This window comes from Pseudomonas sp. SMV71 (assembly GCF_052042015.1).
Taxonomy (GTDB): domain Bacteria; phylum Pseudomonadota; class Gammaproteobacteria; order Pseudomonadales; family Pseudomonadaceae; genus Aquipseudomonas.
The window spans coordinates 138360-154225 of sequence record NZ_JBKGGU010000005.1; the positions used below are offsets into that span (position 1 = coordinate 138360).

Below are 15866 nucleotides of genomic sequence, written 5' to 3' on the forward strand. Positions count from 1 at the left end.
ACCAGACCAATGGCCGGGATTTTCTCCACACAACTTCTACGCGCACGCACAATGCGGGTAATCTTGCGCCTTTGACGCTTGCCGCCACCCCATCGTCCAGGAGCCTGCGGGTATGGAACTTCATGTTGTCATCAACGGCCGCAAGGACCTGGCGGGCCAGTTGTATCAACAATTGCGCAGCGCCATCGAAAGCGGCCGTCTGGCCGCCGGCACACAACTGCCGCCCAGCCGCCTGCTGGCCGAGCAACTGGGCATCTCGCGCAAGACCGTTTCCGACACCTACGCGCAGCTGACCTACGAAAACTTTCTCACCGGCATCATCGGCAAAGGCACCTACGTCAATGCACGACCGGCCAGGATCGTGCACAAGCAAAGCCACCGCGAGCTGGCCGGCGCGGAGGTGGTCGAGGCATGGCGCAACATGCCGGACCTGATGCGCCATCCCACCCTTGAAGGCGCATTGCGTTATGACTTCATCGGCGGCGCGACCGGCAAGGGCCAGTTTCCGTTGGACGACTGGCGGCGCTGCACCGCCCACGCGCTGCGCCAGATCGCCAGTGCCAAGGGTTTCTACAGCCAACCCGAAGGGTTGGCTGCATTGCGCAATGCGATTGCCCGGCACATCGCGTTCTCCCGTGGGGTCAATTGCCAGGACGGGGACGTGGTGGTGTGCAACGGCGCGCAACAGGCCCTGGACCTGATCTCCCGGGTACTGACCCGTCCGGGCAGCCTGGTGGCGATGGAAGACCCGGGTTACCCCCCGGCGCGGCTGCTATTCGGCTCCCAAGGGGCGACGGTGGTCGGCGTGCCGGTGGACGACCAAGGCATACAGGTGGATCTGATCCCCGACGGCACACGGCTGATCTACGTGACGCCGTCCCACCAGTTTCCCCTGGGCATGCCCATGAGCCAGGCGCGCCGCGAGGCGTTGCTGGCGCGGGCCTATGAATTGGGGGCGATCATCATTGAAGACGATTACGACAGCGAGTTCCGCTACGAAGGCCGTCCGGCCGATTCGTTGCAGAGCATGGACGAGCGCGGGATCGTCGCCTACGTCGGCACCTTCTCCAAGACCTTGCTGCCCGAGCTGCGGCTCGGTTACGCGATCCTGCCACCGGCGATTCTCGAAGCGGTGATCCTGGCCAAGCGGCTCACCGACCAGCACACCTCCACCCTGCCCCAATGGGCCCTCGCCAAGTTCATCGCCGAGGGTTGCCTGCTCAAGCATATTCGCCGCTGTCACGCCCTGTATGCCGGTCGCCGTGAGCGGATCCTGGCCCGCATGGCCGGGGACCTGTCGCCGTGGTTCGAGGCCGTCCCCACGACCGCGGGCTTTCACATGGCGGTGCTGTGCAAGGTGCCCATCGACCTGGCGCTGCTGATCGAGCTGGCGAAAAAAGCTGAAGTCGCGCTGTACAGTCTCGAAGGCTTTTTCAATGACACGCCGGTGCGACCGGGCCTGTTCTTTGGTTTCGGGGCCATCGAGACCCTGGACATCGACATCGCCCTGGACCGTGTGCGGGATATCTTGCAGCAGGTGTCGTGACCTGGAGCCCGACGAATTGGCCTGGGGATTTATCCGCCCATTGGCTGTTTGAGGAGCGCAACTACAGGCTTATCCTGCATCGGTGTCATCGGATGTTGAGCTAATCCCGTTCGACTTGATTCAGGAGCCCGGACAATGTCTCGCCAAGTGATCAATACCGTACAGGTGCATGCCGCCCCCGGACGTTCGGAAGAACTGGGACGACAGTTGCAGCAAATCGTCGAGACCCTGCGCGCAATGCCGGGCTGCGATGCCTACCTGGTGGACCGTTGCCCTGACAATGGCGACCGCTGGAACGTCAGCGCCCACTGGCAGTCGGAAGCGGCCATGCAAGCCCATTTCAACTGCCCCGAAGTGCAGGGTTTCATCAGCCTGATCGACAACCGCCTGGCGCGGAGTGTGGACTTCAATAGTTTTCCGGTTGTTTGATGCCGCGTCGTGTACACAAATCCGTGGCGAGGGAGCTTGCTCCCGCTGGGGCGGTCCGACGTCTCGGGCGCAGCGACCCCATGCAGGTTCTACGCGCTCTGCCTGATGCATCGAGGCGCCTGGATTTAGGGCTGCTGCGCAGCCCAGCGGGAGCAAGCTCCCTCGCCACAGGGTTTGGTGCTCGTCAGTAGATCTCGATTGGTCTACCCACCTTCCGAAAGATTGGACGTTTGTTTGCCGTGACATGGGGCTTAGGGTGGGTTCATCGCGAACCACTCAACCAAAAGGTCCTACCGCCATGAAAGCCCTCTACCTGATCGCCGCCCTCAGCTTGCTGCCCGTGACCCAAGTGTTGGCCCACGACGCCGCCCCTGAGAACGTCAAGGTGCTGCAAGAGAAAATGCTGAAAAACATCCCGGGCAAGAAAACCCTGATGCTGACCGTGGACTACGCGCCGGGCCAGTCATCCATCGCTCACAAGCACGAGGGTACGGCGATGGCCTATGTACTCGAAGGCGCCATTACCTCTCAGGTCAAAGGCGAGCCGGCGATCACTTACAAGGCGGGAGAGTTCTGGTACGAAGCGGCAGGTTCCGAACACCTGGTGTCGAAGAATGCCAGCACCACCGAACCAGCGAAGCTGTTGGTGTTCATGGTGTTGGGGGAAAAAGAAGCGGTGTTGATCCCACTGAAAAACTGACAGACACACCACCAATCCCTGTGTGAAAAAGCAAACAGTTCATTCGAGGAAGTCACTGGACCCGTGGCGAGGGAGCTTGCTCCCGCTTGAGTGCGCAGCACTCACAATAAAAGAGGGGCCGCTTCGCAGCCCAGCGGGAGCAAGCTCCCTCGCCACAGGGGCTCAAACAATCTCAAATGAACGGTATCGCCTGCGGGAATACTAATTCGAAAAAAAACCCGCATCTCTCGATGCGGGTTTTTTCATTCAACGCCGGATCAGTTAGCCGTCACGACCGCCTGACCGCTCAACGCCAGGTCCAGCAGTTCGCGGTTGGCGACCGCGTACATGGCGTAGTCGGTGCCGCTGGCGGCACGGATGTCCACCAGCATGGCGCGCCAGCGCTCGACCATGCCGTGGTGCTGCTCCAGCCACAGCGCCAGGCGGGTTTCCACGTCCTGGGTGCCGTCGCCTTCCTGCAGGACCGAGATGGTGATCGCCCGCTGTTGCCAGTCGACGTCATCACGGAACGCTTCACGGGCCAGGGCCTGCCAGTTGTTTTCCACCGGCAGCGCGCTGATCTGTTGCAGGTACCAGGTGATGTCCAGGGCGCTGCCCACGGCGAAGTAGGCCTTGGCCACATCGGCGGCGTTCTGGCCAGTGACGTCGGACGCCTCGATGATCGGCAGCAAGGTGTACAGGTGCGTGGTGCCTGCGACCATGCGTGCCAGCAGTTCCGGCACACCGGCGGCCACGTAGGCCTGGTAGCGGGTCTGCCAGCCTTCGCGGGTCGGACCTTCCAGCAGTTCGTCGAGCTTGAGGCCCAACGCGGCCAGGTGCGGACCGAAGTGCGCGACGTCACGGGCAGCGTTCTGCTCGTTGCGCCGGCTGCGCAGGAACCAGCGCGTGGCGCGACGGCCCAGGCGCATCAGCTCGTCCATCAGCTCCAGTTGCACGTCGGCCGAGACCTGGTGGTCCAGGGCTTCGATCTGACGGAACCAGTGCGGGAGGTGGAAGATATCCCGAACGATCACATACGCACCCGCCACATTCGCCGGGCTCATGCCCGTCGACTCCTTGAGCCTTTGAACGAACGTGATGCCCATGTGGTTGACCAGGTCGTTGGCGATCTGGGTGCTGACGATCTCGCGCTTCAGGCGATGGCGACGCATGGCTTCGGAGAACTTGCTCACCAGCGACGGCGGGAACGCCGTTTCCATGTCACGGGTCAGGTAGTCATCGTCCGGAACCAGGGAGTTGAGCAGCGCTTCCTTGAGGTCGATCTTGCTGTAGGAGATCAGTACCGACAGCTCGGCGCGGGTCAGGCCATGGCCCGCCGCGACACGCTCGGCCAACTGTTCTTCGGTCGGCAGGAACTCGATGGCGCGGTCCAGCTTGCCGCGGGCTTCGAGGTCGTTCATCAGGCGCTTGTATTCGGCGATCCGCACGAAAGCACGGCGTGCCGCCAGGGACAAGGCCTGGGTCTGCTTGTAGTTGTTGCCCAACACCAGGCCGCCGACTTCGTCGGTCATGCTCGCCAGCAACTGGTTGCGCTGCTTGTCGGTCATGTCGCCGGCCTGCACCACTTCGTTGAGCAGGATCTTGATGTTCACTTCGTGGTCGGAGCAGTCCACGCCACCGGCGTTGTCGATGAAGTCGGTGTTGGTGGCGCCGCCATGCAGGCCGAACTCGACGCGACCCAGTTGGGTCATGCCCAGGTTACCGCCCTCGCCCACGACCTTGCAGCGCAGCTCGTTACCGTTCACGCGCAATGCATCGTTGGCCTTGTCGCCGACGTCGGCGTGGCTCTCGGTGCTGGCCTTGACGTAGGTGCCGATACCGCCGTTCCACAACAGGTCCACCGGCGCCTTGAGCAAGGCGTTCAGCAGTTCGGTCGGGGTCAGCTTGTCGGCCTTGATATCGAAGCGTTCCTGCATCTGCGGCGTGATGGCGATGCTCTTCGCGCTGCGCGAGAAGATGCCGCCGCCTTCGGACATGATGCTGGTGTCGTAGTCGGTCCAGGCCGAACGCGGCAGGTCGAACAGACGCTTGCGTTCGGCGAAGCTGCTGGCCGGCTCCGGGTTCGGGTCGATGAAGATGTGCAGGTGGTTGAAGGCCGCGACCAGTTGCAGCTTGTCGGACATCAACAGACCGTTGCCGAACACGTCACCGGCCATGTCGCCGACGCCCACCACGGTGATGCTGTCTTCCTGGACGTTGATGCCGCGCTCACGGAAGTGACGCTGCACGCCAACCCAGGCGCCTTTGGCGGTGATGCCCATTTTTTTGTGGTCGTAGCCGGCCGAACCGCCGGACGCGAACGCATCGCCCAGCCAGAAGCCGTAGTCGATGGCAATGCCGTTGGCGATGTCGGAGAAGGTCGCTGTGCCTTTGTCCGCCGCCACCACCAGGTACGGGTCATCGTCGTCATGACGCACGACGTTGGCCGGTGGCACCAGCGCGCCATCCTTCAGATTGTCGGTGATGTCCAGCAGGCCCGAAATGAAGATGCGGTAGCAGGCGATGCCCTCGGCCGCGATCTCGTCCCGGCTGCCGCCCAGCGGCAGGCGACGCGGCAGGAAGCCGCCCTTGGCGCCCACCGGCACGATTACCGAGTTCTTCACTTGCTGGGCTTTTACCAGGCCGAGCACTTCAGTGCGGTAGTCTTCTTCACGGTCGGACCAGCGCAGGCCACCGCGGGCAACGTTGCCGAAGCGCAGGTGCACGCCTTCGACCCGTGGCGAGTAGACGAAGATCTCGAACTTGGGCACCGGCTTGGGCAGTTCCGGGATCAGGTGCGGGTTGAACTTGAAGCTGAAGTAGGACTTGTTCTGGCCGTTGGCGTCGGTCTGGTAGAAGTTGGTCCGCAGGGTGGCCTTGATCAGGTCCAGGTAGCGACGCAGGATGCGGTCTTCGTTGAGCACCTGGACGTTGTCCAATGCCGTGAGGATCGCCTGTTCCAGGCGCAGTTGCTTGTCTTCCAGGTCCTCGGCGCTGAGCTTGCGCGCCAGGTAGAAGCGGGTCTTGAACAACCGGGTCAACTCGCGGGCGATGTCGGTGTGGTTGGTCAGGGTGCTGGCGATGTAACCAAGGTCGAAGCCCAGGCGGATCTGCTTCAGGTAACGGGCGTAGGCACGCAGCAGCGCCACGTCGCGCCACGGCAGGCCGGCGGTCAGCACCAGGCGGTTGAACGCGTCGTTCTCGGCGTCACCGCTCACGATGTGGACGAAGGCGTCCTGCAAGGTGTCGTTGAGCTGCTGAATGTCCAGGTCCAGGCCTTCGGCGGCGGTGAAGGCAAAATCGTGGATCCAGAACTCGCGGCCATTGGTGTGGCGCAGGCGATACGGGAACTCACCCAACACGCGCAGGCCAAGGTTTTCCAGGATCGGCAACACGTCGGACAGCGCCAGCGGCGTGTCGGCGTGATACAGCTTGCAGTGCAGCTCGCGCTGGCCGGAAACCTGGCCCAGCGGCTGGTAGAAGCTCATGACCAGCGGATTTTTTTCATTCAGGCTCAGCAGGTGCTGCATGTCGACCACGGCCGAGTGCGCGGCAAAGCGCTCGCGGTAGCCGGCCGGGAAGCCTTTGGGGAAGTCGGCCAGCACGTTGGTGCCCTGGGCCTCGCCGAAGCTCTCGATCACCAGGCTGGCGTAGTCGTCTTTCCAGCTGCGGCAGGCCTGGACCACTTCCTTTTCCAGCAGCAGCGGGTCGATGTCGATGCGATTCTTCGGGTCCACCCGCAGGATCAACTGCACGCGAGCCAGCACCGACTCGGAGAAGAAGGTCCAGAACTCGCAGTCCGAGGCCTTCAGGCGATCCATCAGCACTTGCTGGATCTTCTGGCGCACTTCGGTGGAATAGATATCGCGTGGCACGTAGGCCAGGCAGTAGCAGAAACGGCCGTACGGATCCTTGCGCAGGAATACGCGGATCTTGTTGCGTTCCTGGATCTGCACAATGGACATCACCGTGCTGAACAGCTCGTCGACCGGGGTCTGGAACAGGTCGTCACGCGGCAGTACTTCGACCACCTGGGCCAGTTCCTTGCCCAGGTGCGCCTTGGCCTGAAAGCCCGAGCGACGCTCGATTTCCTCGACCTTGCGACGAATGTACGGAATCACCCGCACGCTCTCGCCATACACCGACGAGGTGTAAAGGCCCATGAAGCGGCGCTCCTTGATCACCTTGCCGCTGGCGTCGATTTCACGGATCGACACGTAGTCGGGATAGGCCGGACGGTGCACGCGGCTCGGGTGGGCGGCCTTGGCGAAGGACAGCAGGGTCGGTTCGCGCAGGTAGCTGACGGCGTAGTCTTCGATGCGCAGGTCTTCGGCAGTGAGACCGGCGCGCAGCAGCTTGGTCAGTCCGAGGAACGAATCGGGGTTGTATTCGATGTGGCCGCCATCGGCTTCATCGCGCACGACAAACTCTTCGTAGCCCAGGAAAGTGAAGTGGTTGCCCACCAGCCATTCCAGGAAGCTCTTGATCTCGCTCTTTTCGTCAGCATCGATGGCATAGGCGCTGTCGTCCAGACCCTCGAGGATCTCGCGGACCTTGGCTTTCATCGGCTCGAAATCGGCCACCGCCACGCGCACTTCGCCCAGCACTTGCTCAAGTTCCTTGCTCAGGACGTTGAGTTCAGCGGCGTTGGCGCAACGGTCGATTTCCAGGTACATCAACGACTCTTGCAGAATGCCGTCGCCCTGGGTGCCTTTGGGCAGGATTTCCAGCAACTCGCCCTTGCTGCCGCGACGCACGCTCAGCACGGTGGTTTGCAGGGTATGGATGCTGTAGCCACGACGGTTCAGCTCGGTACGCACCGAGTCCACCAGGAACGGCAGGTCGTGGTGCAGCACCTCCACTGCGGTGTGGGTCGACTGCCAGCCGTGGCGTTCGTAATCGGGGTTGTAGACACGCACCTGCGGTTGCGCGTGATCGAAATGCTCAAGCAGGCGCCAGGCGGACAGGGTGCAGCCGGCGAGGTCGGACAACCGGCGCTGGGTAAGCTCATCGAGGGAAATAATGCCGAAGAATTGTTCAGCGAACAGCGCCACTTGTGGCAGTGCCTGTTCACTGATGTGCTGCGCCAGTGCCGCTTGCAGTTGATGCTGGAAGTCGGCTTTGCTGGCTGCGGTGAAGAACGCCATCTGTGGTACTCCGCTTGGGCTTGTTATTGATGAAAGCGTCGCGTGCAACCCCCTGCGGGGCTGTCGGCCATCCCGTTCCTGATTCTCGGGCAGAGGAAACAGGATGACAGGTGGGTGAAGCTGGACGAGACCCGCAGGTCACATCCTTTTTCCATCTAATTTGCATGCAATGGACACCTGCAAAAAACACTCCGGGTGGCCTTTGCAGGTGCACATCCGTTGCGCAGCTTAACGAGTGCGGCAACCTGCCTGCTTGCAGCGCTGCGACATATTCGGTCATCGGCTAGCGTACGCCTCGAACAACCCTAGCAGCCCTCGATGGAAACGGCACCCCGGCGGGCGCAATCGCAGCCGATTTCCGGGCCGGCATGTGTCACCGGATATGAGTAATCCAGCAGAATTTTCTCCAGGCTGGCAAAATCCGGGCTTTCGCACCCGCAGGGCTCGTCGAGCCAGGAGCCACCCCCATGCAAATGACCACCGCCCTTCTGATCGCCAACCCGTGCGACGACGAAGAAGACAACATGGCCATGCTTTGCTGCCACAGCACCCAGGGCGAGATGTTCCTGATGACCCGCTACCCGGACGAAGACGAACTGGAGATCGCCCTCGATGGCGAGCCCTCGACCCTGGACGGGGTCAAGGTCACTCTGTCACCGACCTTGCTCAAGATCGAAGTCGCCGCAACGGACGCCGATGCCCTCGGAGGCGACGATGTGCTGGAGATCAGCCACGACACCGACGCGGCGGACCTGGCGGAGGTGGAATTGACGTTGCAGAACATTCTCAGGGGGACCGGGACTTATATAAGCCAGCTCTGAACCTGCCCACACCAAGAAGCAAGAACACTCCCCCTGTGGCGAGGGAGCAAGTTCCCTCGCCACAGGGGATCGCAGTGCCAAGCCTGTGGTTGGCACACCGTCGGTCGCCATCGCATCAAAGCGCCCTTGACGCCCCACCCAATTCTGATGTCTCCTGAAACCGGTTTCAGAACCTCGATAATTCCAATAAGCAGGTCTCAATCCGTGAATTCCTTCTCCGCCGCCCAGCGCAGCCGCGTGACCATGCTAGACGTCGCCGAACGCGCCGGGGTTTCCAAGGCCAGCGTCTCGCGTTTCATCGGCGAGGACCGCGCCCTGCTCTCCGAGGCCATCGCCCGGCGTATCGAGCAGGCGATCAGCGAACTGGGCTATCGCCCGAACCAGATGGCCCGCGGCCTCAAGCGCGGGCGCACCCGGCTGATCGGCATGCTGGTGGCCGACATCCGCAACCCCTATTCCATTGCCGTGATGCATGGTGTGGAAACCGCCTGCCGTCGCCATGGCTACAGCCTGGTGGTGTGCAACACCGACCGCGATGACGAACAGGAACGCCAGCATCTGGCCCTGTTGCGTGCCTACAACATCGAAGGGTTGATCGTGAACACCCTGGGCCATCACCGCGACGAACTGCTCGAACTGCGCAGTGAAATGCCGTTGGTATTGGTGGATCGCAAAGTCGATCGGCTCGAAAGCGACCTGGTGGGCCTGGATAACCCCGCTGCCGTCGGGATGGCGCTTGATCACCTCGAACAACGTGGCTACCGCGATCTGCTGCTGGTGACCGAACCGTTCGACGGCACCAGTTCACGGATCGAGCGGGTCGAGAGCTTCAAGACCGGCCTCCAGCAGCACCCGGCCCTGAACGGCGCCGTGCTGGAAATCGATGATCAATTGAGCGCACGCATCCAGGGCTTCCTCGCTCAACCGGACCGAGGCCCCAAGGCACTGTTCTGCGCCAACGGCATCGCGGCGTTGGCCGCCACTCAAGTGTTGCGGGAGCTGGGCTGCCATCTGTTCGATGATGTCGGTCTGATCGCCCTCGACGATCTGGATTGGTACCCCTTGGTGGGCAGCGGTATCACCGCCCTGGCGCAACCGACCGCCGAGATCGGCGCCAGCGCGTTCGAGTGTCTGCTCAAGCGTTTGCGCGGCGATAACGGGCCGGTTCGGACCCTGGATTTTGCGGCGCGGTTGATTGAGCGTGGGTCGACGCGGGGGAATCTTCGGTGACCGTGAGGGCCCTATCGCGAGCAGGCTCGCTCCCACACTGGGTCTGCGTCGCACACGAGTTCCTTGTGGGAGCGAGCCTGCTCGCAATGAGGCCCTAAAGCAAACCCCTTTTTTTGAACAAAACTGAAACCGGTTTCAGAAGGACAAGAACAATGACCAAACCACCCGTTTCCATCAGCCTCTCCAGCTACGGCGCCGATCTGGTCCGACAGACCGGCCAAGGGAATTTCATCCCTTTACTGGCCGCCGCCGGGGCCTCACGCATCGAATGGCGCGAAGAACTGCTCACCACCGAGCAACCCGCCGAGCTGGCAGCGGAGGCTCGGACCCAAGGCCTGCAAAGCATTTTTTCGTCACCTCTTGAACTGTGGCTCGCCGGCCAGACCAGGCCCAACCAAGCCCTGCAGCGGGCTTTACAACGCGCCGAAGCTTTCGGCTCGACCTGGCTGAAAGTCTCGCTCGGCTGTTTCACCGACTCCCATGATCTTCCGGCCCTATCGGCAATCCTCACCGCCAGCCCGGTGCAACTGTTGGTGGAAAACGACCAGACGCTGCAAGGCGGACGGATCGAACCCCTGCAACGCTTCTTCAGCGCTGCCGAGCACCACTCGCTGCCCGTTGGCATGACCTTCGACATCGGCAACTGGCAATGGCAGGACCAATCGGCTGCCGTGGCGGCCCGGCAGCTCGGACGGTACGTGAAATATGTGCATTGCAAGGCGGTGGCCCGGCGCGACGACGGCAAGTTGATTGCCGTGCCTCCGGCGCTGGCGGACCTGCACTTGTGGGAGCAACTGCTCAAGCACATGCCGGCCGGCGTGATGCGCGCTGCCGAGTACCCCCTGCAAGGCGATGACCTGCTGCAAGTGACCATTGAACATGTCGCTACCCTGGCCGACCTCGGCCAAATGCGCCGGGAACCTGCCCATGTCTGAGTTCGACGTTCTATCATTCGGTGAAACCATGGCGATGTTGGTGGCCGAGCAATGCGGCGACCTGGCAAGCGTCCAGCACTTTCACAAACGCATCGCCGGGGCCGACAGCAACGTCGCCATCGGCCTGTCGCGGCTGGGCTTCAAGGTCGGCTGGCTGAGCCGGGTCGGCGCCGACTCCCTGGGGCGCTTCGTGGTGCAGACGCTGGAAAAGGAAGGCCTGGATTGCCGCCACGTGGCGGTCGATCCGGCCCATCCCACCGGGTTCCAGTTCAAATCCCGCACCGACGATGGAAGCGACCCGCAAGTCGAGTATTTCCGTCGTGGTTCGGCAGCCAGTCACCTGTCGATCGATTCCATCGCCGCGCCGCTGCTGGGCGCCCGTCATCTGCATGCCACCGGCATCGTGCCGGCCCTGTCGGACACGGCTCGGGAAATGTCCTTCGAGCTGATGAATCGCATGCGCGAGGCCGGTCGCAGCCTGTCATTCGACCCGAACCTGCGACCCAGTCTTTGGTCCAGTGAGACAACGATGGTCTGCGAAATCAACCGCCTCGCCGCCCTCGCCCATTGGGTCTTGCCGGGGCTCAGCGAAGGCCGGCTGCTGACCGGCTTCGACGACCCGGCCGACATCGCTGCGTTCTACCTGGACCAAGGCGCCGAAGCGGTGGTGATCAAGCTCGGTGCGGAAGGCGCCTACTACCGCACGCCTCAGGACCAGGGCTTCGTGGCGGGCGTTCCGGTGGCGCGGGTGGTGGACACGGTAGGCGCCGGTGACGGGTTCGCCGTCGGTCTGGTCAGCGGGCTGCTGGAAAGCCTGGGCATCACCGAAGCCGTGCAGCGCGCCAACTGGATCGGCAGCCGCGCAGTGCAAAGCCGTGGCGACATGGAAGGCTTGCCGACCCGCGCCGAGTTATTGGCTGACCAACCCTGTGGGAGCGAGCCTGCTCGCGATATGGCCTGAAGCACACCGCAAACACACCTGCTGCAACAAAAACAACAAGCTCAGGAGTCAACGACATGCAAACGCTCAACCTCGCCACCCGCCGCTGGTGGTACATCATGCCCATCGTGTTCATCACCTACAGCCTGGCCTATCTGGACCGGGCCAACTATGGCTTTGCCGCTGCCTCGGGCATGGCCAAGGACCTGATGATCACTCCAGGGCTGTCGTCATTGCTCGGCGCGCTGTTTTTCCTCGGCTACTTTTTCTTCCAGGTGCCGGGCGCGATCTACGCGCAGAAACACAGCGTGAAGAAGCTGATCTTTGTCAGCCTGATCCTCTGGGGCTCGCTGGCGACATTGACCGGCGTCGTGTCCAACGCCTACTGGCTGATCGTGATCCGCTTCATGCTCGGCGTCGTCGAAGCCGCCGTGATGCCGGCCATGCTGGTGTACCTGTGCCACTGGTTCACCCGGGCCGAACGCTCGCGGGCCAATACCTTTTTGATCCTCGGCAACCCGGTGACCATGCTGTGGATGTCGGTGGTGTCGGGTTATCTGGTGCAACAGTTCGACTGGCGCTGGATGTTCATCATCGAAGGCCTGCCGGCGGTGCTCTGGGCTTTTGTCTGGTGGCGCCTGGCGGACGACCGGCCATCCCAGGCCAAGTGGCTCAGCGCCCAGGAAAAGCAGGATCTGGAAAGCGCACTGGCGGCCGAACAGGTGGGCATCAAGGCGGTGAAAAACTACGCCGAAGCCTTCCGTTCGCCGATGGTCATCATCCTGGCGCTGCAATTTTTCTGCTGGAGCATCGGGGTCTACGGGTTCGTGCTGTGGCTGCCGTCGATCCTCAAGGCCGGCCTGCAGATGAGCATGGTCGAGGCCGGCTGGCTGTCCTCATTGCCCTACCTGGCGGCGGTCGTCGGCATGCTCGTCGTGTCGTGGGGCTCGGACAAGGCACAAAAGCGCAAGCGTTTCGTCTGGCCGCCCCTGCTGGTCGCTTCCGTGGCGTTCTATGCCTCTTACCTGCTGGGGCCTGAACATTTCTGGTGGTCCTACAGCCTGCTGGTCATCGCCGGCGCCTGCATGTATGCGCCGTACGGGCCGTTTTTTGCCATCGTCCCGGAAATCCTGCCGGCCAATGTCGCCGGGGGCGCCATGGCGCTGATCAACAGCATGGGCGCGCTGGGCTCCTTCGGCGGCTCGTACCTGGTGGGCTACCTGAATGGCTCCACCGGCTCGCCGGGCATGTCATTCCTACTGATGAGCGGCGCATTGCTGTTGTCGGTGGTGCTGACCCTGGCCCTGAAACCCGGCGCCAGCGACCGTGCCCCCTCCCAACCCGCGCCACACCCGGCGCCCGCCCATTCCTGAATCGAGACCCTCTCATGAAAAAGCACGTGGTGTTGTACAAGGCGCTGTCGGCGCAATTGATGGCCCGTTTGCAAGCGCAGGCCGACGTCACCCTCATCGAACGCCTCGACGCCCAGGGCCTGGCGCAGCTGCGCGACGCCCTGCCCGGCGCCCATGGCCTGCTGGGCGCGAGCCTGAAGCTGGATGCATCGCTACTCGACCTGGCGCCGAACCTGCAAGCCATCGCCAGCGTCTCGGTGGGCGTCGACAACTACGACATCGACTACCTGACCAAACGCCGGATCCTGCTCAGCAATACCCCCGACGTGCTGACCGAGACCACCGCGGACACCGGCTTTGCCTTGATCCTCGCCACCGCCCGGCGCGTGGTGGAACTGGCCAACCTGGTCCGCACCGGCCAATGGCAAAAAAGCATCGGGCCCGAGCATTTCGGCAGCGATGTCTACGGCAAGACCCTGGGCATCATCGGCATGGGCCGCATCGGCGAAGCCCTGGCCCAGCGCGGCCATTTCGGCTTCGGCATGCCAGTGATCTACCACAGCCACTCGCCCAAACCGGCCGTCGAACAGCGTTTCAATGCGCGCTACTGCGATCTTGAAACGCTGTTGCGGCAGGCGGACTTCGTTTGTCTGACCTTGCCCCTGACGAAAGAGACCGAAGGGTTGATCGGCGCTCAAGCGTTTGCACAGATGCGTCCAGAGACCATTTTCATCAACATCTCCCGGGGCAAAGTGGTAGACGAGTCGGCACTGATCGACGCCCTGCGCAACGGCCAGATCCGTGGCGCAGGGCTGGATGTGTTCGAGCGCGAACCCTTGGGCGCGGATTCGCCGCTGCTTCAAATGGACAACGTGGTAGCGACCCCGCACATGGGCTCGGCCACCCATGAGACACGGGAAGCCATGGCCCGATGCGCGGTGGACAACCTGTTGGCGGCATTGGCGGGTGAGCGGCCGGCGAATCTTGTGAATGAGGGGGCTTGGCAAGGCTGAGGTCTTGCCGCCTTCAAATATGCCATCGCAAGCAGGATCGCGATGGCAACTGCGTTCATTTAGGTGCACGCAACACCACCCTCCGGGGCACACCCAGTTTTAGAACACCTCAGTAACGTTGCCACATTACCTTCTCGATCCCCCCCTAAAATATATAAACATATCAAACGACGAAAACAGTAGAGAAAAACGAAGCTTTCAACAAAGTAGCTCATTCCTACATCCGCCTCCTACTCAACGACAAGAACGGACCTACGTCATCGTCGGAAGTTGCGCAATAGCCTTCACATCATCCCAATGTTATTAATTAATCACTTGCGAATACACGCAAGTTGAGCGTTCGCATCGCGACACTCATTAATCACATTGGAGTAAATCGATATGGGTAGGAAACGTACTGAAATAAACAACACCTTTTATGGCCTGCCAGAAGCATTGGGCTTCTCTAAAGGACTTCTCGCAACGGAAGCCGATTTTTTTGCATCACTGACCAATTAATCCAGTGACCGATTAAATATCGGCAACAGATGCCGAAAGGTTCTCCTTTCGGCATCCATTAGCGGAGATCTATATGTCTGAACGCGAACTCTCACCCACCGAAGCGCTATTCAACATCATGTCCACGCTCCATAAACTTGGCCTCAGCGCAGTAACACGGTACACAACACCATCCAAGCTCGTAGCGACGGCTGAATTGTTTGATAGCAATAACAATCTAGTTGAATCGGGGGCTGGCAAGGGACCAGACTCACTAATAGGCGCACTGGCCGAAAGCATAGAGCACTTCAGCACATTTAAGCTTCTTGCTGATCCTCCCACACGATACTGCTCCGACAAGATAGCCACTCAAAAAGCCGTTACAGAAGATGGAATTTTTACCAAACTGCCTCGTACCGAAAAATCAATAGAATGTTTTAGACTCACGTCGCTCAACGACAATGAAGAGCTATTCGCCCCATGCGCCTTACTACGCCCTGAAACGACGCGAACCATCCACAATGATCCAAATTCCGAATTGCATTTCCTATCTCGCTACTCATCAAACTCTGGGATTGCTTTCGGTTGCACAGAAAACGAAGCACTCTTACATGGTACCCATGAGACAATCGAGAGGCATATTCTTTCTCTTTTCTATATGTCTGTATGTGGCCTCGGTCCGGCGATTGAACTGTATACCCCTTCAACCGAGTTACTTGAAACAGCGCTGACGAGCCACCCCTCAGCTCTGGCATCAGCGAGTAGACTGCAAGTGATTGTCATCAAGGACGTACTATCAGTTTATTTTGCAGTGGCGTTTCCCAAAATGGGGCCTGGAGCTCATCATCTTTCACTCATCGGCTCCGGATGCTCGCTTGAAATTGAAACTGCAATACAAAGGGCAGTTACTGAACAATTTCAGTCCGAGGATTTATATGATGAAATTGAAGAATCTATAGATAGAAAAACCGTTGATTTACTATCCCAGTCTAAGCACCTGAAACATCTAATCGACTTCGCACCCCTCATAAGAGCGACTCTCCCTATAATTGACACCCCAGCACATACTGACTCCGCTACAGTTTCCGCGCAGTTAGAAACGCTGCAAAAAAACCTATCAAACGCAGGAATGAAAATATTCCGCCGAACCGTAGCTCGCTTTTCAAGCAACAGCATTGTCACTCAAATTTATATTCCGGGACTTGAGCGCTTCAACATAATTCGGAATGGTCGCTTGGTGGTGCCCCAGTACGTGTTACGCCGATGAAGAAATTAGACAGAAGCAACCAGGAGCGGG

The 15866-nt window shown here is 60.8% G+C and carries 11 protein-coding genes; 10 read left to right on the forward strand and 1 reads right to left on the reverse strand.

Annotated features, from left to right (window positions below; genetic code table 11):
• Positions 1–112: 112 nt before the first annotated feature.
• The 3 genes from pdxR (at position 113) to ACLEJQ_RS06645 (ending at position 2675) form a co-directional block, all read left to right on the forward strand.
• Positions 113–1546, forward strand: a complete 1434-nt coding sequence (gene pdxR, locus ACLEJQ_RS06635; protein ID WP_440793317.1) for a MocR-like pyridoxine biosynthesis transcription factor PdxR — start codon at positions 113–115, stop codon at positions 1544–1546.
• Between the two features lie 135 nt (positions 1547–1681).
• Positions 1682–1975: an antibiotic biosynthesis monooxygenase family protein gene (locus ACLEJQ_RS06640; RefSeq protein ID WP_440793319.1), complete on the forward strand. Its 294-nt coding sequence runs from the start codon at positions 1682–1684 to the stop codon at positions 1973–1975.
• 298 nt (positions 1976–2273) lie between these two features.
• The gene (locus tag ACLEJQ_RS06645) at positions 2274–2675 is read left to right on the forward strand and encodes a cupin domain-containing protein (protein ID WP_440793320.1); all 402 of its coding nucleotides are present in this window, start codon (positions 2274–2276) and stop codon (positions 2673–2675) included.
• A 257-nt stretch (positions 2676–2932) separates the two neighbouring features.
• On the opposite strand, the gene ACLEJQ_RS06650 is transcribed toward ACLEJQ_RS06645, so the two are convergent.
• On the reverse strand, positions 2933–7801 hold the full coding sequence (locus ACLEJQ_RS06650; RefSeq protein ID WP_440793322.1) for an NAD-glutamate dehydrogenase: 4869 nt from the start codon (positions 7799–7801) through the stop codon (positions 2933–2935).
• Positions 7802–8268: 467 nt separating this feature from the next.
• Between ACLEJQ_RS06650 and ACLEJQ_RS06655 the strand changes: the two genes are divergently transcribed.
• The 7 genes from ACLEJQ_RS06655 to ACLEJQ_RS06685 all read left to right on the forward strand — a co-directional run bounded on the left by ACLEJQ_RS06655 (position 8269) and on the right by ACLEJQ_RS06685 (position 15836).
• Positions 8269–8622, forward strand: coding sequence for a hypothetical protein (locus tag ACLEJQ_RS06655; RefSeq protein WP_440793324.1), 354 nt, complete (start codon positions 8269–8271; stop codon positions 8620–8622).
• A 204-nt stretch (positions 8623–8826) separates the two neighbouring features.
• Entirely contained in the window at positions 8827–9852 is a 1026-nt protein-coding gene (locus ACLEJQ_RS06660) for a LacI family DNA-binding transcriptional regulator (RefSeq protein ID WP_440793326.1), read from the forward strand.
• A 152-nt stretch (positions 9853–10004) separates the two neighbouring features.
• A complete protein-coding gene (locus tag ACLEJQ_RS06665; RefSeq protein WP_440793328.1) occupies positions 10005–10787 on the forward strand; it encodes a sugar phosphate isomerase/epimerase family protein in 783 nt (260 codons plus the stop codon).
• Positions 10780–11748, forward strand: coding sequence for a sugar kinase (locus tag ACLEJQ_RS06670; protein WP_440793330.1), 969 nt, complete (start codon positions 10780–10782; stop codon positions 11746–11748). Before ACLEJQ_RS06665 ends, ACLEJQ_RS06670 begins: the two co-directional genes overlap by 8 nt.
• Positions 11749–11804: 56 nt before the next feature.
• Positions 11805–13100, forward strand: coding sequence for an MFS transporter (locus ACLEJQ_RS06675; RefSeq protein WP_440793332.1), 1296 nt, complete (start codon positions 11805–11807; stop codon positions 13098–13100).
• 14 nt (positions 13101–13114) lie between these two features.
• Positions 13115–14092 (forward strand): 2-hydroxyacid dehydrogenase, encoded by a 978-nt coding sequence (locus ACLEJQ_RS06680; protein ID WP_440793334.1) that lies wholly within the window; start codon positions 13115–13117, stop codon positions 14090–14092.
• Positions 14093–14663: 571 nt separating this feature from the next.
• Positions 14664–15836 (forward strand): YcaO-like family protein, encoded by a 1173-nt coding sequence (locus ACLEJQ_RS06685; protein ID WP_440793336.1) that lies wholly within the window; start codon positions 14664–14666, stop codon positions 15834–15836.
• Positions 15837–15866: the final 30 nt, after the last annotated feature.

Bases quoted from the DNA above. Each gene is read 5' to 3' on its own strand.
- pdxR (WP_440793317.1), top strand. From the start codon at position 113: ATGGAACTTCATGTTGTCATCAACGGCCGCAAGGACCTGGCGGGCCAG.
- ACLEJQ_RS06640 (WP_440793319.1), top strand. From the start codon at position 1,682: ATGTCTCGCCAAGTGATCAATACCGTACAGGTGCATGCCGCCCCCGGA.
- ACLEJQ_RS06645 (WP_440793320.1), top strand. From the start codon at position 2,274: ATGAAAGCCCTCTACCTGATCGCCGCCCTCAGCTTGCTGCCCGTGACC.
- ACLEJQ_RS06650 (WP_440793322.1), bottom strand. From the start codon at position 7,801: ATGGCGTTCTTCACCGCAGCCAGCAAAGCCGACTTCCAGCATCAACTG.
- ACLEJQ_RS06655 (WP_440793324.1), top strand. From the start codon at position 8,269: ATGCAAATGACCACCGCCCTTCTGATCGCCAACCCGTGCGACGACGAA.
- ACLEJQ_RS06665 (WP_440793328.1), top strand. From the start codon at position 10,005: ATGACCAAACCACCCGTTTCCATCAGCCTCTCCAGCTACGGCGCCGAT.
- ACLEJQ_RS06670 (WP_440793330.1), top strand. From the start codon at position 10,780: ATGTCTGAGTTCGACGTTCTATCATTCGGTGAAACCATGGCGATGTTG.
- ACLEJQ_RS06675 (WP_440793332.1), top strand. From the start codon at position 11,805: ATGCAAACGCTCAACCTCGCCACCCGCCGCTGGTGGTACATCATGCCC.
- ACLEJQ_RS06680 (WP_440793334.1), top strand. From the start codon at position 13,115: ATGAAAAAGCACGTGGTGTTGTACAAGGCGCTGTCGGCGCAATTGATG.
- ACLEJQ_RS06685 (WP_440793336.1), top strand. From the start codon at position 14,664: ATGTCTGAACGCGAACTCTCACCCACCGAAGCGCTATTCAACATCATG.